18 protein-coding genes are annotated in these 20,161 nt (G+C 69.3%); 11 read left to right on the top strand and 7 right to left on the bottom strand.

Annotated features, from left to right (window positions below; genetic code table 11):
• Positions 1–81: 81 nt before the first annotated feature.
• The 4 genes from L8H00_RS05275 to L8H00_RS05260 all read right to left on the bottom strand — a co-directional run bounded on the left by L8H00_RS05275 (position 82) and on the right by L8H00_RS05260 (position 6,497).
• A complete protein-coding gene (locus tag L8H00_RS05275; RefSeq protein WP_242096186.1) occupies positions 82–2,466 on the bottom strand; it encodes a TonB-dependent receptor in 2,385 nt (794 codons plus the stop codon).
• Positions 2,467–2,581: 115 nt separating this feature from the next.
• A complete protein-coding gene (locus tag L8H00_RS05270) occupies positions 2,582–3,205 on the bottom strand; it encodes a hypothetical protein (RefSeq protein WP_242096185.1) in 624 nt (207 codons plus the stop codon).
• Positions 3,206–3,249: 44 nt separating this feature from the next.
• The gene (locus tag L8H00_RS05265) at positions 3,250–5,412 is read right to left on the bottom strand and encodes an alkaline phosphatase family protein (RefSeq protein WP_242096184.1); all 2,163 of its coding nucleotides are present in this window, start codon (positions 5,410–5,412) and stop codon (positions 3,250–3,252) included.
• Between the two features lie 95 nt (positions 5,413–5,507).
• Positions 5,508–6,497, bottom strand: coding sequence for a bile acid:sodium symporter family protein (locus tag L8H00_RS05260; RefSeq protein WP_242096286.1), 990 nt, complete (start codon positions 6,495–6,497; stop codon positions 5,508–5,510).
• A 160-nt stretch (positions 6,498–6,657) separates the two neighbouring features.
• On the opposite strand from L8H00_RS05260, the gene L8H00_RS05255 reads away from it, so the two are divergent.
• From L8H00_RS05255 to L8H00_RS05205, 11 genes are all read left to right on the top strand, one after another.
• Positions 6,658–7,356 carry an endonuclease/exonuclease/phosphatase family protein gene (locus L8H00_RS05255; RefSeq protein WP_242096183.1) on the top strand — a complete coding sequence of 233 codons (699 nt, stop codon included), beginning with the start codon at positions 6,658–6,660 and terminating at the stop codon, positions 7,354–7,356.
• A complete protein-coding gene (locus tag L8H00_RS05250; protein ID WP_242096182.1) occupies positions 7,356–9,635 on the top strand; it encodes a patatin-like protein in 2,280 nt (759 codons plus the stop codon). The genes L8H00_RS05255 and L8H00_RS05250 overlap by 1 nt, the downstream gene beginning before the upstream one ends.
• Before the next feature lie 78 nt (positions 9,636–9,713).
• A complete protein-coding gene (locus L8H00_RS05245) occupies positions 9,714–10,049 on the top strand; it encodes a hypothetical protein (protein ID WP_242096181.1) in 336 nt (111 codons plus the stop codon).
• A 1-nt stretch (position 10,050) separates the two neighbouring features.
• Complete coding sequence (gene pyrF / locus L8H00_RS05240) at positions 10,051–10,725, top strand: orotidine-5'-phosphate decarboxylase (protein ID WP_242096180.1); 675 nt, start codon at positions 10,051–10,053, stop codon at positions 10,723–10,725.
• A 35-nt stretch (positions 10,726–10,760) separates the two neighbouring features.
• Positions 10,761–11,276 carry a GNAT family N-acetyltransferase gene (locus L8H00_RS05235; RefSeq protein ID WP_242096179.1) on the top strand — a complete coding sequence of 172 codons (516 nt, stop codon included), beginning with the start codon at positions 10,761–10,763 and terminating at the stop codon, positions 11,274–11,276.
• Positions 11,273–11,908 carry a phosphoribosylanthranilate isomerase gene (locus L8H00_RS05230; protein WP_242096178.1) on the top strand — a complete coding sequence of 212 codons (636 nt, stop codon included), beginning with the start codon at positions 11,273–11,275 and terminating at the stop codon, positions 11,906–11,908. Before L8H00_RS05235 ends, L8H00_RS05230 begins: the two co-directional genes overlap by 4 nt.
• A gap of 59 nt (positions 11,909–11,967) precedes the next feature.
• The gene (gene trpB, locus L8H00_RS05225) at positions 11,968–13,197 is read left to right on the top strand and encodes a tryptophan synthase subunit beta (RefSeq protein WP_242096177.1); all 1,230 of its coding nucleotides are present in this window, start codon (positions 11,968–11,970) and stop codon (positions 13,195–13,197) included.
• A complete protein-coding gene (gene trpA, locus L8H00_RS05220) occupies positions 13,194–13,997 on the top strand; it encodes a tryptophan synthase subunit alpha (protein WP_242096176.1) in 804 nt (267 codons plus the stop codon). The genes trpB and trpA overlap by 4 nt, the downstream gene beginning before the upstream one ends.
• Complete coding sequence (gene accD, locus L8H00_RS05215; protein WP_242096175.1) at positions 13,994–14,845, top strand: acetyl-CoA carboxylase, carboxyltransferase subunit beta; 852 nt, start codon at positions 13,994–13,996, stop codon at positions 14,843–14,845. Before trpA ends, accD begins: the two co-directional genes overlap by 4 nt.
• Positions 14,846–14,883: 38 nt before the next feature.
• The gene (locus tag L8H00_RS05210; RefSeq protein WP_242096174.1) at positions 14,884–16,197 is read left to right on the top strand and encodes a bifunctional folylpolyglutamate synthase/dihydrofolate synthase; all 1,314 of its coding nucleotides are present in this window, start codon (positions 14,884–14,886) and stop codon (positions 16,195–16,197) included.
• Positions 16,198–16,255: 58 nt separating this feature from the next.
• Entirely contained in the window at positions 16,256–16,684 is a 429-nt protein-coding gene (locus L8H00_RS05205) for a DUF6628 family protein (protein ID WP_242096173.1), read from the top strand.
• A gap of 48 nt (positions 16,685–16,732) precedes the next feature.
• Here L8H00_RS05205 and L8H00_RS05200 read toward each other — a convergent pair whose 3' ends face one another.
• The 3 genes from L8H00_RS05200 to L8H00_RS05190 are packed head-to-tail and all read right to left on the bottom strand — an operon-like array spanning position 16,733 to position 20,029.
• Positions 16,733–18,451, bottom strand: a complete 1,719-nt coding sequence (locus L8H00_RS05200) for an MFS transporter (protein ID WP_242096172.1) — start codon at positions 18,449–18,451, stop codon at positions 16,733–16,735.
• A gap of 4 nt (positions 18,452–18,455) precedes the next feature.
• Complete coding sequence (locus L8H00_RS05195; protein WP_242096171.1) at positions 18,456–19,199, bottom strand: hypothetical protein; 744 nt, start codon at positions 19,197–19,199, stop codon at positions 18,456–18,458.
• An 11-nt stretch (positions 19,200–19,210) separates the two neighbouring features.
• On the bottom strand, positions 19,211–20,029 hold the full coding sequence (locus L8H00_RS05190; RefSeq protein WP_242096170.1) for a hypothetical protein: 819 nt from the start codon (positions 20,027–20,029) through the stop codon (positions 19,211–19,213).
• Positions 20,030–20,161: the final 132 nt, after the last annotated feature.

Below are 20,161 nucleotides of genomic sequence, written 5' to 3'. Positions count from 1 at the left end.
TTTTCCGCAAGCGAACATTCGCGTGCGCACAGGCCCTTCGACAGGCTCAGAGCGAACGGAGCGAGGTGACGTCATCCCGCCTTAGAACCCCTTCTTCAGCGAGATGAAGAACTGGCGCGGCGCGCCGGCCAGCAGCGTCTGGTTGTCGCCGCTGGCGGTGAAGCCGTTCGAACCGATCGTCGAGATATATCTCTTGTCGGTCAGGTTCGTCACGCTGCCCTCGATGGCGACGCCGTGGAGCGCACCCGCGCCCTGGAAGCGATAGCCGATGCTCGCATCGACCAGCACGCGCGGGGCGACCGATTCGTCGTTCAGATAGGTGAAGTAACGCTTGCTCATATAGTCGGCGCCGACGCGGCCGGTGAAGCCGTCCTGGTCGAACACCAGCTCGCCCTTGACCATGTGTTCGGGCGTATCGACCACCATCTTGCCATTGGTCGCGACGAGCAGCACGCCCTGCGCATTGCGCACGTCGTTCGCATAGGTCGAATGGTTGTAGGAATAGCTGGCGAACAGCGAGATGGGCGTGACGATCCGGTAATTGGCCGACAGTTCCGCGCCATAGGTGTGGACGCTGCCGACATTGTTGAGCGTGGCCGGATTGCCGATGATGCCCGCGCCGTTGGCGAAGGCGAGCAGCCGGTTCGAAAAATCAACATAATAGCCGACCGCCGACGCCTGGAACGGCCCTTCGCGGAAGCGCAGCCCGCCCTCCGCGGTCTTCGAGCGTTCCGGCTTCAACTGGCCACGGATCGCATCGAAGCCCGCCTGCGTGGTCGAGAACGGCCCGGTGGTCGCCGACGACGTGAACGCCCGCATATTCTCGGTATAGTCGGCGAACAGTTCGGCGGCGGGCGTCAGCTTGAACAGGACACCGGCCTGCGGCTGGAACAGATCGCGCGCGGTGATCTGGCCGGTGGCGAGCGGCGACGTGGTGTCGCCCAGCATGATCGCGCGGTTGGTGACGCGCACGCCCTTCCACCCGCCGTTCAGCACCAGCCGCTCGTCCATCAGCCGCAGCGTATCCTCGACATGATATTGCAGCGTGTCGGTGCCGTATTTGCCGTCCCACTGGGTGCGATAGGGATTCTGCTGGAATTCCAGCGTGTCCCGGTTGGGCGTGGTCGTGTCGGTCATCCCGTAGAAGCGGCGCGCCTGGGTGAAGACGTTGTTTTCATACCAGCCGCCGACTTCGAAGCGGTTGGGCCCGGTTTCGTACACCAGCGTGCTGATCCCGCCGAACCGCTTGATCCGGTATTCGGTGGTGCGAAAACCGAGCGGGCTGGCGGCGGTGATGACCGACCCGTCCTGGTTGAACGCGCCAGCGGGTGTCGGCGAATAGGGCGTGATCCACGATCCCTGGCCGCGGTTGTTGTGATAATAGGTGGTGGTCTTCAGCGTCAGTTCGGGCGTGAGATGCGCATCGAAGGTGACACCGCCCAGATAGTCGCGGCGCAGGCCGCCGGCGTCGTAATAGGCGTCGTCCACGGTGCCGAAGCCGGCCGGGAAGGTCGTGCCGTAACCGGGCCAGGGCTGTGCCGCCTTCGATGCCGCGGCGACCTGGTTCTGGAAGACCTTGGCGATCTGCAGCGCGAGCGGATAGTTGTTCGCGATATTGTCGTCGCGCAGGCCGCGGCGGGCGATGATGTCGTAGCTCAGATCCTGATAGTCCTGCTCGCGCCGGTCCGAGAAGTTCAGGAACGCCGAGATGCTGCCGAGGCTGCCCAGATCCTGGACCAGCTTGGCATTGGCCTGGTGCTGGCGCTGGCTGCCATAGCCCTTCCACTTGTCGGTCGTCAGATAGGCATAGCTGAGATAGCCCTTCAGCCCGCCGCCCAGATCGCCGCTGTCGAGCCGGGCATAGGCGCGGTAGGTGTTGTCCGATCCATAGGTGCCGCTGCCGGTGATCGCGGCGGTGTCGTGCGGCATCGCGCTGAAGAATTCGATCGTGCCACCCAGATTGCTGGTCGACGCGGTGCCCAGCGCACCGGCGCCCTGCGCCACTTCGGTGCGCGCGACGTTTTCGGAGATGATCGCGCGGCTGATGTGCAGGCCGTTGACGTTGCCATAGCTCATGTCGCCGAGCGGAACGCCGTCGAGCGTGAAGCCGAGCTGATTCTGGTTGAACCCGCGGAGCGAAATGCGCACCGCCCATTCGTAGGCGCCGAACGGGTCGGCCGCCTGGAAATTGACGCCGGGCAGCTTCTCGATCGCCTTCAGCGGGCTCGAACCCGGCGTCAGCCGGGCGAGGTCGGCGGCGGTGACGCTCTGCACCTGGCGGCTCTGGCCGAAGCCGAGGACCACGATGTCCTTCGTCGAATCGGCGTCGTCCGCCGCGGCGGCGGCCGCGGCGGTGGCGTCCGCGGTGGCCGTCGGCGCTGCCGGCTCGACCTGCGCATGGGCCGCCAGCGGGATCGAGAGCGTGGCGAGAGCGACGCCAGCCATGAGGCGATGGACGATGGTCATGATGTTCCCCTTCGCGCCGCTGCGGCGTCGGCGGACCCATGACCAGGGATCGTTACGCTGCCGTGTCGGTTTCATGACCGAACGAATGACGGTGCCGGTGTTCGATCCGGATCGTTCAATCCGGATCGATGTCGTGGTTGGCGTCGTTGCGGACGAAGCCGCGATCATCGATCGCGAAGGTGGAGGGCGCGATGGCGGCGCGCGACATCGCGGTGACGCGCCAGACCGGCCGGCCGTCCTTCGTGGCGATCAGCAGCGGGATGCGCGCGACCGGATCCCAGCAGATATGATCGACGCGCGGCCCCTGGGCGAGATCGTACCAGCGGCAGCCGGCCACCGGCTTGGGCAGACCCGCCGGCATCGTGCCGGGCGTCAGGCGATAGGCGCCCTTGGGATGGCGCAGCCCGTGCGTCAGATCGAACCAGTCGGTGAAATTGCCGACACGGTAGAGGTTGGAGCGACCGATCCGCGTGCTGATCCGCCGCTTCATGTCGAGCAGGGTCAGGTCATAGGCGGCGTCGCCCGGCCGGTGCGTGGCGACGCTGACGAGCGCGTCGTCGGTGACGCGCTTCACCCGCCGATCCCCGTCGCGCCACACCGTCATGCGGTGGACGCGACCGTCGCCCATGAACATCACGTCGTAGCGCAGCGCCGCCGGTTCGCCCGCCGCCGAGAAGATCCGATCGAACGACGCGGCCGGGGCGACCGCCGCGAGAGGCGCGGCGGCCATGATCGCCATGGCCGCCCCCGCCGATCGAAGCGCAATCCCGGCTATTGTCACCCTCACTGGCGCGTCGCCTTGGCATAATCGAAGTAGCGATAGGTCTTGCCGTCGATCGTCAGGTCCTTGACCTGAAGCGTGATCGCATAGGTGCCGCGGGTGAACAGCGCGTCGCGCGTGTTGCCGGTCGGATCGGTCGGCACCTCGAACGACAGGCCGGTGGCGCTGCCGGCGGACGGCGTCACCGCGGAGGCCGCGACGCTCGCCGTGCTCGCGCTCTGCGGATAGACCAGCGCCTCGTTGATGATGCGCCCGTCCGCCTGCGGCATCGACAGACCGAGCAGCCACGCGACGGTGGGAGCCACGTCGACATTGCCGGTCGGCGTGGTCAGCGTCGTCGCCTTGCGGAACGAGGGGCCCGAGGCGATGAGCGTGTTGTGCACGTCGGTGGTGCCAAAGCTGCCGTGCATGCCGCGCTGGCCGCCGGTGCTTTCGAACTCGATCCCGGTCTTGCCCTGGATCGACACCGTGTCGTCCCAGGCGAAGGAAACGACGACGTCGGGCTGGCCATTGTCGCGCCGGGTCGCGTTTTCGAGGTTCACCTGCGACATGGCGAGCGTTCCGGGGATCGATCCGTACCGGCTGTCGACGAAGATCGCGCCATATTCCTCACGCTGCTGGAGAAAGCGGACGAGGTTGCGGATCGTCGTCAGGTCGTGGCTCGGCACGTAGAAATAATCGGAGCCGCCATTGGCCGCGACCACGATGCCGTTGGTGGGCAGGCTGCCCGGTGCGGGCACCTTGAAGCTGGCGACTGGGGCCGCGAGCGTCGCGCTCACCGCCTGATATTTGGTGTTGGCCGCGCCGCACAGCGCGCCGCTGACGTCCGCGCGCACCGGCACCGTCGGCGTGCCCGTCGTGCCGAGGCCGTACATCGCGCTCGTGGAGCAGCCGCTACCGTCATAGGCCTTGAAGCCGCGATAGGTCAGCAGATCGGCGGAGCGGACGTCGCCCGAGAAGGAATAGCCCGTCGAACTCGCGCCGCCCAGCGTCGCCGCGCTGGTGCCGCTGGTCGCGCCGTTGACCGGCGTGCCGTTGGGCGCGGTGCCCGAGGCGGCGATCGCGCGCAGCGGATAGAGGCTGAGCGGCCCCGAGACGCTGGAATGCGCGTGATCCGAGACGACCACGACGTTGGTGGTCGTATCCAGCCCCTGCGCCTTCAGCGCCGCCATCAGCTCGCCCAGCCGCGCATCCTGCGAGCGTAGGCCCGCCCGCGCGTTCGCCGATCCGGGGCCATAGCCATGCTCGACATTGTCGGGCGTGCGGAACCAGATGAGCGAGAGCATCGGGTTCTTCTTGGGCAGGATGTAGGAGGTGAACACCGACAGCATATATTTGTTGGCGGCATCCTCCGGCGCGCCCTGCGTCGTGTCGCTCGAGTCGCGCGCGGCGACCGTTAGCTGCCCGTTGGGATCATAGGCCGTGGTGTTGAACGTGACATAGCCCGCACGCGCCGTGGGATTGCCGTTGTTGGCGGCGAGCGTGACCGCGTTGGTGCCCGAATAGCCGTTCACCGTGTTGGCGGGCAGCGCGGTGCCGTTCGCCTGAAGCTCGGTGACGAGGCTGCGCGGCTGCACCGTGTTCTCGTCGAGGAAATAGCCGCCCTTGCCCAGATCCTGGATATAGGCCGCGCCGCTCTTGCCGACCGTCGCGGTGACGACGCCGGCCGCCTGCGCGGTGGCGAACAGGCTCTTCACCAGCAGCAATTGGCCGCCGTAATAATTGTTGAGCGTGGTGAGGACCTGATAATCCTCGGTGAAGACGGGATCCTGGTAATCCTGCGCGGTGCCCGCCGCCGAATTGCCGGCGGGAATGGTGTTGCCGATGCCCTGCGGCGGCGTCCAGAAGGTGTTGCCGTAGAAGCCGGAGGTCTTGGGGAAGGATCCGGTCGCGAAGGACGATCCGTTCATCATCGTGAAGGTGGGATAGGTCGAGTGGTTGTCGGTGAAGTTCACCCCGCCCTGCTGGAGTGCCAGCAGGTTCGGCGTGTCGGTCGCGCTCACGTCGTCGGGGCGCAGGCCGTCCCACACCATCACGATCGTGCGCACCGGGCCGGGCGTCGGCGTCGGCGAAGGTGCCGGCGCGACCTGCGCATGATCGCCCCCGCAACCGGAAAGCAGCGCACCCAGCGCCAACAGAATGATTGAACCCAAACGATTCTTCATGATCGACCCCCCACCGACCGCCGCAGCATGCGCCACGGCAGAATGGAAAGTTCGCTAGCCCCGGCATATGACGGGCGCGTGACTCATGCCGGCGATCACGCCGCGGCGGACTCCGGTTCCGCGCGCGCCGCATAGCGCCGGGCGAGCACCGCGCACACGAAGAGCTGCGCCTGGTGGAAGATCATCAACGGCAGGACGATCAGCCCGGTGGCGCGGCCGGGAAAGAGGATGGCGGCCATCGGGATGCCGCTCGCCATGCTCTTCTTCGAGCCGCAGAAGACGATGGTGATCCGGTCCTCGATCGAAAAGCCGAGCCGCCGGCTCGCGATCATGGTTCCCGCGATCACGATGGCGAGGATGGCGAGATCGAACAGCAGGATCGCGCCGATGTTCGCGATCGACAGCGCGCTCCACAGCCCTGCGACCACGCCGGCGCTGAACGCGGCGTACACGACGACCAGCACCGATCCGCGATCGACCACTGCGGTAAGCTTGGGATGCGCGAGCAGCCATCGCCCCGCGAGCGGACGGATCGCCTGGCCGACGACGAAGGGCAGCAGGATCTGCGACGCGATATCCTCCAGCGCCAGGAGCGACAGGCCGCCGCTCGCGCCCGCGAGCAGCCGGGCGACGAGCAGCGGGGTGAGCACCACCCCCAGCAGGTTCGACAGCGACGCGCTGCACAAGGCCGCCGGCACGTTGCCGCGCGCGATGGACGTGAAGGCGATCGACGACTGCACCGTGGAGGGTAGCAGGCAGAGATAGAGCAACCCCGTCACCACGTCGTGCGGCAGCCAGGGCCGGACGAGCGCGGTGACGCCCAGCCCGACGAGCGGAAAGGCGATGAAGGTGCTGGCAAACACCAATGATTGCAGCCGCCAATGCGCGAGCCCCGCCCCGATCGCCCGCGGCGACAGCCGAGCGCCATACAGCAGGAACAGCAACGCCACCGCCAGCATCGTGCCCCGGTCCACGATCGGCACCGCGGCACCGCGCGCCGGCAGGATCGAGGCCAGCGCAACGGTGGCGATCAGCAGCAGCAGGAAGCGATCGGTCCTGGCGAGAAGGGCGCGAAGGGAAATCATGGGCAAGGACCTGCTCTGTTGCACGGAGGCGGACGCGTTCGAGCGCGACAACGCGAGACATCGCCACTCGACCCCGCGCGGCTCCCACGGCATGGAGACCCAGGGTCCTGCAACCGGCATCCGGCCTGCGGCGTTGGCGGATCCGAGAACGAGGGGGTCGATGCTGAAGGTCGCCAGCTACAATATCCACAAGGGCATCGGGCTGGACCGGCGCCGCAACCCCGAACGCGTGATCGAGGTGCTGCGCGAGATCGACGCGGACGTGGTGGCGCTGCAGGAGGCGGACCGGCGCTTCGGCGCGAAGGCCGGCGTGCTGCCGCTCGCGCTGCTGGCCGAGCATAGCGATTGGAAGGCGGTCGATTTCGGGATGCGCGGGCTCAGCATGGGCTGGCACGGCAACGTCATCCTGGTACGCAAATCGGCCGAGATCCTAGCCGCCGAGACGATCCACCTGCCTGCACTCGAACCGCGCGGCGCGGTCGTCGCCGACGTGCGCACCGCCGGCGGCGTGGTGCGGGTCGTCGGCATGCATCTCGATCTCTCGGGGCTATGGCGGCGGCGCCAGGCGGCGGCGATCATCACCCATGTCGCGGCCAGCACGCGCGCCTATCCGACGGTGCTGATGGGCGATCTGAACGAATGGACCGCGGCGGCGGGGTGCCTGCGCGATTTCGCGCGCGACTATGCCTGCGCGGAGACCGGCCCCAGCTTCCATGCACGCCGGCCGGTGGGGCGGCTCGACCGGATCATGGTCTCGCGCGATCTCGCTGTCACCGGCTGCGGCGTGCACGCCAGCGCGCAGGCGCGCAAGACGTCGGATCATCTGCCGATCTGGGCCATGGTGGAGCCCCGCGCCTGATGCGCGAGAAGGAGCTGCGGCTGGCGCTCGTCTGCTATGGCGGGATCAGCCTGGCGGTCTACATGCACGGCATCACCAAGGAGATCTGGCATCTCGCCCGCGCGTCTCGCGCGTTCCACGACGGCGTGGCCGCAGAGGGTGCCACCGCCGCCGTCTATCATGCGCTGCTGGCCGAAATGGCCGAACAGGGCGGCACCAAGGTGCGCGTGCTGGCCGATATCGTCGCGGGCGCGAGCGCGGGCGGGATCAACGGCATCTTTCTCGCGCAAGCGATCGCCACCGGGCAGAGCCTCGATCCGCTCACCGATCTGTGGCTCACCTCCGCCGATGTCGAGGCGCTGATCGGCCCCGAGGCGCGCCCGGCCTCGCGTTTTTCTAAGCTGTGGGCGCTGCCGATCGCGTGGATGGCGGCCGGGCGCAGCGCCGATACGGTGGAGGCGCTCGACGCCCCGACGCGCGACGAGGTGCGCGCGAAGCTGTCGCACTTCATCCGCTCGCGCTGGTTCGAACCGCCTTTCGGCGGCGAGACGTTCGTCGGCCTGCTGCTCGATGCCTTCGCGACGATGGCGAAGGGCGCGCGCGGCCCCCGCCTGCTGCCGCCCGGCCAGCCGCTCGACCTGTTCGTGACGGTTACCGATTTCACCGGCCATCCCGAACGCCTGCGCATCAACTCGCCGCCCGAGGTGGTGGAGACCGAACACCGGCTGGTCGTCGGGTTCAGCGATCATGGCGAACCCGCCGAAACGCTGGCGGCCATTCCTGAACTCGCCTTCGCCGCACGCGCCACGTCGAGCTTTCCCGGCGCCTTTCCGCCGTTCCGCGTCGGCGAGCTCGATTCGGTGCTGAAGCGCCGCCGGATCGGCTGGCCCGGCCGGGGCAGCTTCCTCAAGCGCGTCCTGCCGCGGCAATTCTCGGCCGGGCAAGTGGAGCAGGTGGTGCTGATCGACGGATCGGTGCTCGCCAACGCGCCGTTCCGCCCCGCGATCGAGGCGTTGCGCGAGCGACCGGCGCGACGGCAGATCGACCGGCGCTTCATCTATATCGATCCCTCGCCGGGGCTGAAGATCCGGCTGGGGCGCGGCGGGGAGACGCCGGGATTCTTCCAGACGATCCTGGCGGCGATCAGCGAATTGCCGCGTCAGCAGCCGATCCGCGACAATCTCGACGCCATCGCCGAACGCTCGCGCCGGATCGACCGGATGCGCGGCATCGTCGATGCGATCCGCCCGGAAGTGGAGGCGGAGATCGATTCGCTGTTCGGGCGCACGCTGTTCCTCGATTCGCCCACGCCCAAGCGGCTGTTCGCTTGGCGCCGCCGCGCGCAGGAGGGCGCCGCGGCACGCGCGGGCTATAGCTATGCCGCCTATGGCCATTGGAAGGTGGCGGCCGTCGTGGAGAGCGTCGCCACGCTTCTCTACCACGCCGGCGGCGAGCCCGGCACCCAGCGCTGGCGCCGGATTCGCGCCGCGATCGAGGCGGCGGTGGCGGCACGAATGCCGGACGGCGCCGGCGACGCCGCAACGATCGATTTCCTGCGCACCTTCGATCTGGGCTTTCGCATCCGCCGCCTTCGCCTGCTGGCCCGGCGGCTGGCCGATATCGACGCCGACGTGGGCGACGACACGGGCGACGACGCGCTCGCCGCAATGCGCGCGGCGATCTACCATTCGCTGTCCGCCTATCTCGACCGGCAGCGCGCGGATGCGCATGCGCCGCTGCGGCGGCTGATCGCAGCGGTGCGCGGCGACGGCGGGCCGCTGCTCGACGCGCTGGCGACCTCGCTCGACCTCACGGGGCTCGATGCCGAAACGGACGTGCGGCTGGCCGAGGCGCTGGCAGGGCTCGCCAAGCCGCTGCGCCGGCCGCTGCTGATGAGCTATCTCGGCTTCCCCTATTTCGATGCCGCCACGCTGCCTTTGCTGCAGGGCGAAGGGCTCGACGAGTTCGACCCGATCAAGGTCGACCGGATCGCTCCCGACGATGCCGCATCGATCCGCGCAGGCGGCGCCGAGGCGACGCTGAAGGGCATCCAGTTCAACAGCTTCGGCGCGTTCTTCAGCCGCGCTTACCGCGAGAACGACTATCTCTGGGGGCGGCTCCACAGCGCGGAGCGGATGATCGACATCACCGTCTCCACCCTGGCCGCCCGCGCGCGGCTGCGCCCCGGCCGCGTCGCGGCGATCAAGCGCGCCGCCTTTCGCGCGATCCTCGACGAGGAGCAACCGCGGCTGACGAGCATCGCCGCGCTGTTCGAAACGCTGCGGCGCGAGGTCGGCTGACGCTTCCGCCGCCCGGAGGCTGGCCAAAAGCGCACCGACGCGGTAGCCTTTGCGCTTTCATGGAGTGAGCCCCCGCCGATGCAGTTCCTGAAGATCCTCTTTTGGTGCCTGCTCACCTTCCTCGCGGCGATCTTCACCTATGGCAATTGGGACCGGGTGGAGATCCATCTGTGGGGCGGCATGGTGGCGGACGTGAACCTGCCGCTGCTGCTGCTCGTCGCCTTTCTGGTCGGCTGGCTGCCGATGCTGATGTACCATCATGCGGTGCGCTGGCGGTTGCGCCAGCGGCTCGCCACCTGCGAGCGGATGATCGCGGACGCGCGCGCGATCGCGGTGCCCGTGCCGGTCGCCGAACCCGTGATCGTCGCGGACCTGGGCGACCGGCCGGCGCCGACGGCCGGGACGCTGCTCTGACATGCCGAGCCGCATCTATGTCGCGATCGACACGCCCGATCTCGCCCGCGCCAAGGCGCTGGCCAAGCGCGTGCGCCATCATGTCGGCGGGCTGAAGCTCGGGCTCGAATTCTTCACGGCGCACGGCCCGGCCGGCGTTCGCGAGATGGCGGCGCTGGGGTTGCCGATCTTTCTCGATCTGAAGCTTCACGACATCCCGAACACCGTGGCCAAGGCGGTGCAGGCGCTGGCGCCGCTCGAACCCGCCATCCTCACCGTCCATGCCGCGGGCGGCCGCGCGATGCTGGAGGATGCGAAGGCCGCCGCCCCCCCCGCCACCAAAGTCGTCGCCGTCACGATGCTCACCAGCCTCGACGCGGCCGATCTCGCGGCGACGGGCGTGGGCGGATCGGCGCACGATCACGTCGTCCGCCTCGCCGAACTCGCGCGCGAAAGCGGCGTGGACGGCATCGTCTGCTCGGGCGCGGAAGTTGCCGCGGCCAGGGCGGCGTGGCCGCACGGCTTCTTCGTGGTGCCCGGCGTCCGCCTCGCCGACGACGATGTCGGCGACCAGAAACGCGTCGTCACCCCCCGCGCCGCGGCCGATGCGGGCGCCTCGATCCTGGTGATCGGCCGCCCGATCACCGCCGCCGACGATCCCGACGCCGCCGCCCGCGCGATCGGCGCGACGCTGTAGTTGCCGGCCGCGCGCACCATGCTACGGCGCTACCAATGTCCGACCTCGCCATCCGTCCCGCGACCGACACCGATCTCGTCCCGCTCCAGGCGCTGATCCAGCGTGCCTATCGCGGCGAGACGTCACGCGGGGGCTGGACGCACGAGGCCGACCTCATTCCCGAGGGCGAACGGATCACCCTCGACGACCTCCGCACGATGCTGGCCGATCCAAAGGAGCGCCTGCTGGCGGGGTGGCTGGGCGATCGGCTGATCGGGCATGTCCGCATCGCGCACGCGGATCATGGCCTGGCCCATCTTGGGCTCCTGTGCGTCGATCCGCTGATCCAGGCGGGCGGCCATGGCAAGCGACTGATCGCCGCCGCCGAAGCGACCGCGCGCGAGACGTTCGAGGCCAGGCGGATGGAGATGACCGTCATCTCGATGCGCGGCGCGCTCATCGACTATTATGCCCGCCGCGGCTATGCTCCGACCGGCGAAGTCCGGCCATTTCCGATCGCCCTTGATCCGCCGCTGTTCCTCACCGTCCTCGAAAAGCCGCTGGCCGCATGACCGTCGCCGTCAAGATCTGCGGGCTGTCGACCCCCGCTACGCTGGACGCCGCGATCGGCGGCGGCGCGGCGCATGTGGGATTTGTCTTCTTCAGTCCCTCGCCCCGCAACCTGTCCTTCGATCGCGCCGCCCAACTGGCCGAAAGGGTGCCGGGCCATATCGACCGCGTCGGCGTGTTCGTCGATCCCGACGACGAATTGCTGGCGCGCGCGATCGAGGCCGGGCGGCTGGCGGCGGTGCAGCTGCACAAGACGCCCCCCGCCCGCGCCGCCGCGATCCGCGCGCGGTTCGATCGCGCGCTATGGGCGGCGGTCGCGGTGAAGACGCGCGCCGATCTGGACGCCGCGCGCGGCTTTATCGGCGCGGCGGACCGGATCCTCTACGACGCCAAGACGCCTGAGGGCGCGGCACTGCCGGGCGGCATGGGCGTGCGGTTCGACTGGTCGCTGCTGGACGGCTTTGCCCACCCGCTTCCCTGGGCCTTGTCCGGCGGGCTCGATCCCGCAAACGTCCGCGAGGCGATCCGGCGCACGGGCGCGGAAACCGTCGACATATCCTCGGGCGTCGAGAGCGCGCCCGGCGTGAAGGACACAGCGAAGATCGCGGCGTTTCTGGCGGCCGTCGCGGCGTAGCGGCCGGGCTTTGCCCGCCAAGGGGTGACAGCGCTTTCCGAACTGCTAGACGATCCGGCATGAACGCCCCCAATTCCTTCCGCAACCAGCCCGACGAGCGCGGCCATTTCGGCGATTTCGGCGGCCGCTACGTCGCCGAGACGCTGATGCCGCTGGTGCTGGACCTCGACCGCGAATATCGCGCGGCCAAGGCCGATCCCGCCTTCCAGGCGCAGTTCGACGATCTGCTCGAACATTATGTCGGTCGCCCCAGCCCGCTTTATTATGCCGAGCGGCTGACCGCGGCGCTGCGCGAATCCGCGCCCGCGGGGATGGGCGCGCAAGTGTGGTTCAAGCGCGACGAACTGAACCATACCGGCGCGCACAAGATCAACAACTGCATCGGCCAGATCCTGCTGGCGATGCGGATGGGCAAGACGCGGATCATCGCCGAGACGGGCGCGGGCCAGCATGGCGTGGCCACCGCGACGGTCTGCGCGCGCTTCGGCCTGCCGTGCGTGATCTATATGGGCGCCAAGGACGTCGAGCGGCAGGCGCCCAACGTGTTCCGCATGAAGCTGCTCGGCGCCGAGGTCCGCCCCGTCACCAGCGGCGCGCACACGCTGAAGGACGCGATGAACGAGGGCATGCGCGACTGGGTCGCGAACGTCCACGACACTTTCTACATCATCGGCACGGCCGCCGGCCCGCATCCCTATCCCGAGCTGGTCCGCGATTTCCAGTCGGTGATCGGCAAGGAGGCGCGCGCGCAGATGCTGGCGCGGATCGATCGCCTGCCCGATCTGCTGGTGGCGGCGATCGGCGGCGGATCGAACGCGATCGGGCTGTTCCACCCGTTTCTCGACGATCCCGACGTCGCGATGCTGGGCGTCGAGGCGGCGGGCCACGGGCTCGACAAGGCGCATGCGGCGAGCCTGGCGGGCGGCGCCCCCGGCGTGCTCCACGGCAACAAGACCTATCTGCTGCAGGACGAGGACGGCCAGATCACCGAGGCGCATTCGATCTCGGCGGGGCTCGACTATCCCGGCATCGGCCCCGAGCATGCCTGGCTGCGCGACATCGGCCGCGTGCAGTATGACAGCGCCACCGATGTCGAGGCGCTCGACGCGTTCCAATTGCTGTGCCGGACGGAAGGCATCATCCCCGCGCTCGAGCCCTCGCACGCCATCGCCGCGGTCGCGCGCAAGGCGCGAGAGATGCGCGAGGACCAAATCATCCTCGCCAATCTGTGCGGGCGCGGCGACAAGGACATCTTCACCGTCGCCGAGGCGCTGGGGGTGGCGATATGACAGCCCGTCTCGCCGCCGCCTTCGCCAAGCCGCGTCCCGCGCTCGTCGCGTTCGTCACCGCGGGCGATCCGACCGCCGCCGCGACGCCCGCGATCCTCGACGCGCTGGTGGACGGCGGCGCCGACGTGATCGAACTCGGCATGCCCTTCACCGATCCGATGGCGGACGGCCCGGCGATCCAGGCGGCCAATATCCGCAGCCTCGGCGCGGGCACCACCACCGCGGACATCCTGCGCATCGCCGGCGATTTCCGCGCGCGCCACCCCCAGGTGCCGCTGGTGCTGATGGGCTATGGCAACCCCATGCTCCGCCGCGGCGCCGACTGGTTCGCCGCCGCCGCAAGCGACGCGGGCGTCGACGGCGTCATCTGCGTCGACGTGCCGCCCGAGGAGGACGATGCGCTCGGCCCCCAGCTGCGCGCCGCCGGGATCGATCCGATCCGCCTCGCCACCCCCACCACCGACGCGGCCCGGCTGCCGACCGTGCTGGCCGGCGCGAGCGGCTTCGTCTATTATGTCTCGGTCGCAGGGATCACCGGCAAGCAGCAGGCGCAACAGGCCTCGATCGACGAAGCGGTGGCGCGGCTGAAGGCGGCGACCGACCTGCCGATCGCGGTGGGTTTCGGCATCCGCACCCCCGAACAGGCCGCCGCCGTGGCGCGCGTCGCGGACGGTGTGGTGGTCGGCTCGGCGATCGTCGAGCTCGTCGCGCAGCATGGTGCGGATGCGGCCGGGCCCGTCCGCGCCTATATCCGGACTTTGGCGGATGCCGTCGCCGCCGCCCGAAAGGTAACCGCATGAGCTGGCTCAACAGCGTCCGCAACGCCATCCCGTTCGTCGCCAAGAAGACGACGCCCGAGAATCTCTGGCACAAGTGCAAGGGCTGCGGGCAGATGGTGTTCACCAAGGAGCTGGAGGAAAATCTCTCCGTCTGCCCGCGCTGCGACCATCATGAGCGGATCGGCCCCAAGGTGCGGTTCGAACAGGTGTTCGACGCCGGCAGCATGGCCGAGCTGCCCACCCCCAAGGTGCCCGAGGATCCGCTGAAGTTCCGCGATTCGAAACGCTATGCCGATCGGATCAAGGCCGCCCGCACCGCCACCGGCGAGGGCGACGCGCTCATCAACGCGCGCGGCACGATCCTCGGCCGCCCGGCGGTGGTCGGCGTGCAGGATTTCGCCTTCATGGGCGGATCGATGGGCTTGGCGGTCGGCGAGGCGTTCGTGCGCGGCGTCGAAGCGGCGATCGCGGACGGCGCGCCCTATGTCATCTTCACTGCGGCGGGCGGCGCGCGAATGCAGGAGGGTATCCTGTCGCTGATGCAGATGCCGCGCGCGACGGTGGCGATCCAGATGCTCCACGACGCCGGCCTGCCCTATATCGTCGTGCTGACCGACCCGACCACGGGCGGCGTAACCGCCAGCTATGCGATGCTGGGCGACGTGCAGATCGCCGAGCCCAACGCGCTGATCGGCTTCGCCGGCCAGCGCGTAATCGAAAGCACGATCCGCGAAAAGCTGCCCGAGGGGTTCCAGCGCGCGGAATATCTGCTCGATCACGGCATGCTCGACATGGTGGTTCATCGCCGCGATCTGCGCGAGACGCTGGCGCGGACGATCGGCTATCTGGGCACGAAGCAGGCGGCATAGAGCGGCCGCTCCCCTCCATCTGCGAAGGAGGACGCACCATGCCCGATCACGCCATCTCCGCGCATCCCGCCGTGCAGGCGCAGCTCGACCGGCTCTGGGCGCTGTCGCCCGGCGCCGACGTGCTGGGGCTGGAGCGGATCACCAAACTGCTCGGGCGGCTGGGTGATCCGCAGCACGCGCTGCCCCCCGTTTTCCATGTCGCTGGCACCAACGGCAAGGGCTCGACCTGCGCCTTCCTGCGCGCCGCGCTGGAGGCGGCGGGCCATGCGGTCCATGTCTATTCCTCGCCGCATCTCGTCCGCTTCAACGAACGGATCCGCATCGCCGGGCGGCTGATCGAGGACGAACCGCTCGCCGCACTGCTGGGCGAGGTGCTCGACCGGGCGGACGGAATCGGCGCGAGTTTTTTCGAGGTGACGACCGCCGCGGCGTTCCTGGCGTTCGCGCGCACGCCCGCCGCTGCCACGATCGTCGAGGTGGGGCTCGGCGGACGGCTCGATGCCACCAACGTCGTCACGCCGGCGGTGACGGGGATCGCGGCGCTGGGCATGGATCACGAGACGTTTCTGGGCGCCACGCTCACCGCGATCGCGCGCGAGAAGGCGGGGATCGCCAAGCGCGGCGTGCCGCTGGTGACGATGGACTATGCGCGCCCGATCCGCACCGCGATCGCCGCCGTCGCCGAGTCGGCCGGCGCGCCGGTGCATGCACGCGGCACCGCCTGGACGACCGAGGCCGCGCGGACCACGCTGTGTTATGCCGATCGGGGTTTCTCGGTGGTGACGCCCCGGCCGCGGCTCGTGGGCGCCCATCAGTCGCGCAATCTCGGCCTCGCCCTCGCGATGCTGCGTCATCAGGGCGCGGTGAGCGTGCCCGAGGCGGCGATGCGCGCCGCGGCGGACTGGGCGCAATGGCCCGCGCGCATGCAAAGGCTGGCGTCGGGGCCGCTGGTCGACCGCCTGCCGCCGGGCAGCACCGCCTGGCTGGACGGCGCGCACAACCCGAGCGCCGCCGCGCCCGTGGCGCGCACGCTGCGCAGCGTGGCGCGCGGCCAGCCCGTGGCGCTGGTAATCGGCATGCTCGCCAACAAGGACGCGAGCGCGGTGCTGCGCCTGCTCGCTTCCGCCGCCTCGCGCGTGATCGCGGTGCCCGTGCCCGGCCATGCGCATCACGCGCCCGAATCGCTCGCCGCCCTGGCGCGGTCGTTCGGCACCGACGCGGCCACGGCGCCGGATACCGAGGGCGCGATGGCCGACATCGCGAAGGCGGCCGCGCCCGTCACCGTGCTGATCGCAGGCTCGCTCTACCTCGCCGGCGTGGTGCTCGCCGCAAATGACGAGCCGCCGGCCTAGTTGCTATTGACTTGCAATAACGGTCAAGCGACCATGGGGCACCGAAGCGGAGTTCCCCATGTCCGATACGCATACCGCCACCGCCATCCTCCCCCACCTCCAGCCCGGCTGCCCCGATGCGCGGCTCGCCCTGTTCGCGATCCGAAGAATGGGCGCGCACGGGCTTTGCGACGCGCGCGCCTCGCACGCGCTGTTCACCGCGTTCGGCGAGGGGTTTCGCCGGCCGCTGCTGCTGCTCCGCGCGCTGATGGCGGATGTCTCGGGCAGCGCGGCGGGGCGGATCGCGATCGCGCCGTGCTGCTGCGCGCGCATGACCGCGTCCGAACAGGCGCTGCTGACCGTCCTCGCGCGGGTCGAAACCGCCCCCGAAGCGGCACGGCTGCTGATGGCGGATCTGCTCGGCATCCGCCAGGTCGACGGCGTGCTGGCGAGCGCGGCGGCGGTGGCGGCGGCCTTCGCCGACGAGGGACGGCCGATCATCGCCTAAGGCGGCAAGAAAGAGGGTTCCGTCACCGAAGACGGGATAGCGTCCGATCTAGGCCGCCTCGCCCGTATGCCCCGGCTCGCCGCGTGCGCCCATACGGGTCGAGCGCCACCATTCCAGCCCGACGAACAGCACCGCCACCAACCCCGCCGCCGCCACCCAGCGGAACACCGGCGCATAGCCATAGGCATCGAACATCTCGCCTGCCACGCCGCGCCCGAGCGACCCGATCAGGAAGGTGAGCGACGACAGCAACGCATATTGCACGGCGGCGAACCGCTTGCTCACGATCCCCGACACATAGGCCACGAACGCCGCGCCCGAGATGCCCGTCGCGATGTTTTCCCCCGAGATCGCGAGCAACAGCCGAACCATCCGTTCGTCGCTACCCATGGCGCTCGCCAGCACGTCGAGCCGTAGCAGGTGCGCCACGATGTCGAGATGCGTGCCGCCTTCGGCCAGATCGGCATAGACGAAATTGCCGAAGATCGGCAGCACCGCGCCCAGCATCACCGTTGGAAAACGGCCGATCCGCGCGAACAGATAGCCGCCGGTGGCGATGCCCAGGATCGTCATCACGATACCGAAGACCTTCGACGCGAACGCCACCTCGTCCTTCGTGTAGTGAAGATAATCGAGATAGAAGGGAAAGGCGAAGGACGACCAGAGATTGTAGCAGAGCGAATAGGTGAGGATCAGCCCGATCACGCCGAGCACGCCCCAGCCGAGACGCGCCACCAGATCGGCGAGCGGCGCGATCAGCGCCCCGTAGAGATGGTTGGCGAAGGTCCGCACGCCCGATCGCACCGGATCCGCCGCCTGCTGCACATAGCGCCCCCGCGCGCGCAACCGGTTGATCGTCGCCGCCACCGCGAGCGGCACGAGGATCGTCGCGATCACGATCCACGGGCCGGTATAGCGCATGAAATCCGCCGCCGAAGGCCGCACAGCGCCCGGCGGCAACTCCTCGAGCATCGCCACCATGAAGCGCGCGATCGCCGCGATCGCCCATACCCAACTCGCGCCCACGACCAGCAGCGCGACGGCGCGTGCCCGCGGGCTCAGCTCGCCCGGTTGCGCGAGCAGCGCGTGCAGCGCCCCGCTCGGCGGCCGGGCGGTGTCGGGCGCGAGTGACGCTGCCACGATCATCAGGCCGACGAAACCCGCCATCAGCAGATACACCGCCTCCCACGAGATCCGCGCGGCGAGGAACAGCGCGAACGCGCCCCCGACGATGCTCGCGATCCGGTAACCGAACTGATAGATGGCCGACAGCAATTCCACCGGCGTCGCTTCGTCCGCCACGTCGATCCGCCACGCGTCGACCGCGATGTCCTGCGTCGCCGAAGCGATCGCGGCCACCACGGCGAAGATCGCGAACTGGCCGAGATGCGTCGCCGGATCGGTCAGCGCGAGCGCGACGAACGCCGCCGCCATTACCGCCTGGCACAGCATGATCCAGCTCTTGCGCCGCCCGAACCGGCCGAGCACCGGCAGCTCCAGCCGGTCGACCAGCGGCGACCAGAGGAACTTGAACGCATAGGCCAGCCCGATCCACGACAGCACGCCGATCGTGGCAAGGTTCACCTTCGCCTCGCCGAGCCATGCGTTCAGCGTGCCGATCAGCAGCGCGAACGGCAGCCCCGACGAGAAGCCGAACGCCAGCATCGTCGCCGATTTGCGCGTGCGCAGCGCCACCGCCAGCAGCCGCCAGCCGCGCGGGCGCACCGTCACCCGATCCCCGTCCGTCACTCCGGTCTCCCGCGTCATGCCGTCATTCCCGCGCACGATGCTGCCGCGTCAGCCCGCGATAGGCAACGAGCGCGATCAGCGCGGTGGCCAGCCCCGAACCCATCGCCGCGATGGCGGCGCCGGCATCGACCAGCGCGATCAGCGCCGGGCTGCCCTGCCCGCCCTCGCGCAGGATCCGGTCCGCCTCGAGGAACGGCGTGCCGATCAGCCAGCCGCTGAGATAGGCGAAGGCGGAAAGACCGGTCAGCGCCAGCCCCGATCCGCGCGTCAGCGCCAGGCTGCGCCGGATCGCGGCCCAGGCACCGATCGGCGCCTCGGCCAGCAGGATGGGCCCCACCGGTAGCAGCCGCCCGAGCACATAGAGGCCCGGCAGCACCCAGAGCAACAGCCCCGCCCCTGCCGGCAGCGATCCCACGACGGTCGCGAGCGCGAAACGGGGAAAGATCCGCGCCGCGCGGCGCAGCGCCTGGCCGGCATCAGGCCGCGGCGTCTCCAGATAGAGCGCGAGGATCGTCGCGGTGCCGAGATAGCCGATCAGATATGCCGCGACATACCAGCCGCCATAGGTGCCCGCCCAATCCGAAACCGACTGGATCCAGGCGAGCGTCTGCGCATCGCCCGCGCCGGACTCCGCGGTGGCGGCGGGGGGACCCGGCACCAGCAGCGCGAGCGCGAAGGCGGGCAGGAACAGGAAAGGCCCCGCGATCCGCAGCAACAGGTCCGCGTCGCGGCGGAACAGCGCCCAGGCATCGCGCAGGACGCGCATCGTTTCGATTTTCATTCGGTGAAGGCGGCGTCCCTGGCGGCGACATAGAGTTGCGAGGCGAAGACCGTGGCCACAACCGACAGGGCCGTGGTCACCGCCGCCCCCGCGACCCCGCCCAGAAACGCCGCGGTGACGCCGGCGCCGAGGATCAGGCGGAAGACGATGCCGACCACCGCCTGCGCGGCGATCATCCCGACGAGCAGCACGATGGCATAGAGGATCAGCAGCCCGATCAGCTTCCACGTCAGCCCGCGCGTCAGGCGGAAGGCGCGCGGGATCGAACGCAGCCCGAGCCTTTCGTTGACGATCACCGGGTTCAGCAGGAACAGCCGCGCCCCCAGCACGAGAAAGACGATCGCGAGCGCGAGGATATAGAGCGTGACGAAGAGCGCGGCACCGGGCGCGATCCGGGGCATCACGCCCGCCTGCATCAGCACCAGCGACGACGGCCCGAGCGCCGCGCCAAGCGCGACCATGCACGGCACGAGAAGCACTGCGAGCGCGATGCCGAGCAGCAGGACGATGCCGATCGCGGCGGGCAGGCGCCGCGCCGCGATCCGGGTCGCATCGTCGCGCGTGACGGCGGGATCGGACGACAGCGCCACGATCGCGAGTTGCCCCCAGATCGTCGCCAACGCCGCCACGATCGCGATCAGCGCGACGATCCCGGAATGGCTCGGCGTGACCGCGCCATAGGCGGTATAGGCGGTGAACGCGGTACGGACGACCGTGGGCAGGAAGATGGCGAGCGCGGCGATGCCCGCCAGCGTGCCGCCGCGTCCGCCGAGCACCTCGGTGGTACGGTCCCAGACCCGTCCGATGCTCACCATGCGATTGCCCCCGTTTTCGCCGCGACCTCGCTTGGCATGCTAGTCGAAGCGGCGTGCCAAAGCGAGCCCTGCGCTTGCCCCCACGCTTGCCCCCACGCTTGCCCCGACGCTTGCAAGCGCCCCGCTTCGTGC

This window comes from Sphingomonas sp. CROZ-RG-20F-R02-07, from assembly GCF_022662335.1.
In the GTDB taxonomy this organism is placed as follows: Bacteria; Pseudomonadota; Alphaproteobacteria; order Sphingomonadales; family Sphingomonadaceae; genus Sphingomonas.
The sequence above is the reverse complement of the archived record's forward strand: the minus strand, read 5'-3'. Positions and strand labels throughout refer to the sequence as shown.

Bases quoted from the DNA above. Each gene is read 5' to 3' on its own strand.
- L8H00_RS05275 (WP_242096186.1), bottom strand. From the start codon at position 2,466: ATGACCATCGTCCATCGCCTCATGGCTGGCGTCGCTCTCGCCACGCTC.
- L8H00_RS05270 (WP_242096185.1), bottom strand. From the start codon at position 3,205: ATGGCGATCATGGCCGCCGCGCCTCTCGCGGCGGTCGCCCCGGCCGCG.
- L8H00_RS05265 (WP_242096184.1), bottom strand. From the start codon at position 5,412: ATGAAGAATCGTTTGGGTTCAATCATTCTGTTGGCGCTGGGTGCGCTG.
- L8H00_RS05260 (WP_242096286.1), bottom strand. From the start codon at position 6,497: ATGATTTCCCTTCGCGCCCTTCTCGCCAGGACCGATCGCTTCCTGCTG.
- L8H00_RS05255 (WP_242096183.1), top strand. From the start codon at position 6,658: ATGCTGAAGGTCGCCAGCTACAATATCCACAAGGGCATCGGGCTGGAC.
- L8H00_RS05250 (WP_242096182.1), top strand. From the start codon at position 7,356: ATGCGCGAGAAGGAGCTGCGGCTGGCGCTCGTCTGCTATGGCGGGATC.
- L8H00_RS05245 (WP_242096181.1), top strand. From the start codon at position 9,714: ATGCAGTTCCTGAAGATCCTCTTTTGGTGCCTGCTCACCTTCCTCGCG.
- pyrF (WP_242096180.1), top strand. From the start codon at position 10,051: ATGCCGAGCCGCATCTATGTCGCGATCGACACGCCCGATCTCGCCCGC.
- L8H00_RS05235 (WP_242096179.1), top strand. From the start codon at position 10,761: ATGTCCGACCTCGCCATCCGTCCCGCGACCGACACCGATCTCGTCCCG.
- L8H00_RS05230 (WP_242096178.1), top strand. From the start codon at position 11,273: ATGACCGTCGCCGTCAAGATCTGCGGGCTGTCGACCCCCGCTACGCTG.
- trpB (WP_242096177.1), top strand. From the start codon at position 11,968: ATGAACGCCCCCAATTCCTTCCGCAACCAGCCCGACGAGCGCGGCCAT.
- trpA (WP_242096176.1), top strand. From the start codon at position 13,194: ATGACAGCCCGTCTCGCCGCCGCCTTCGCCAAGCCGCGTCCCGCGCTC.
- accD (WP_242096175.1), top strand. From the start codon at position 13,994: ATGAGCTGGCTCAACAGCGTCCGCAACGCCATCCCGTTCGTCGCCAAG.
- L8H00_RS05210 (WP_242096174.1), top strand. From the start codon at position 14,884: ATGCCCGATCACGCCATCTCCGCGCATCCCGCCGTGCAGGCGCAGCTC.
- L8H00_RS05205 (WP_242096173.1), top strand. From the start codon at position 16,256: ATGTCCGATACGCATACCGCCACCGCCATCCTCCCCCACCTCCAGCCC.
- L8H00_RS05200 (WP_242096172.1), bottom strand. From the start codon at position 18,451: ATGACGCGGGAGACCGGAGTGACGGACGGGGATCGGGTGACGGTGCGC.
- L8H00_RS05195 (WP_242096171.1), bottom strand. From the start codon at position 19,199: ATGCGCGTCCTGCGCGATGCCTGGGCGCTGTTCCGCCGCGACGCGGAC.
- L8H00_RS05190 (WP_242096170.1), bottom strand. From the start codon at position 20,029: ATGGTGAGCATCGGACGGGTCTGGGACCGTACCACCGAGGTGCTCGGC.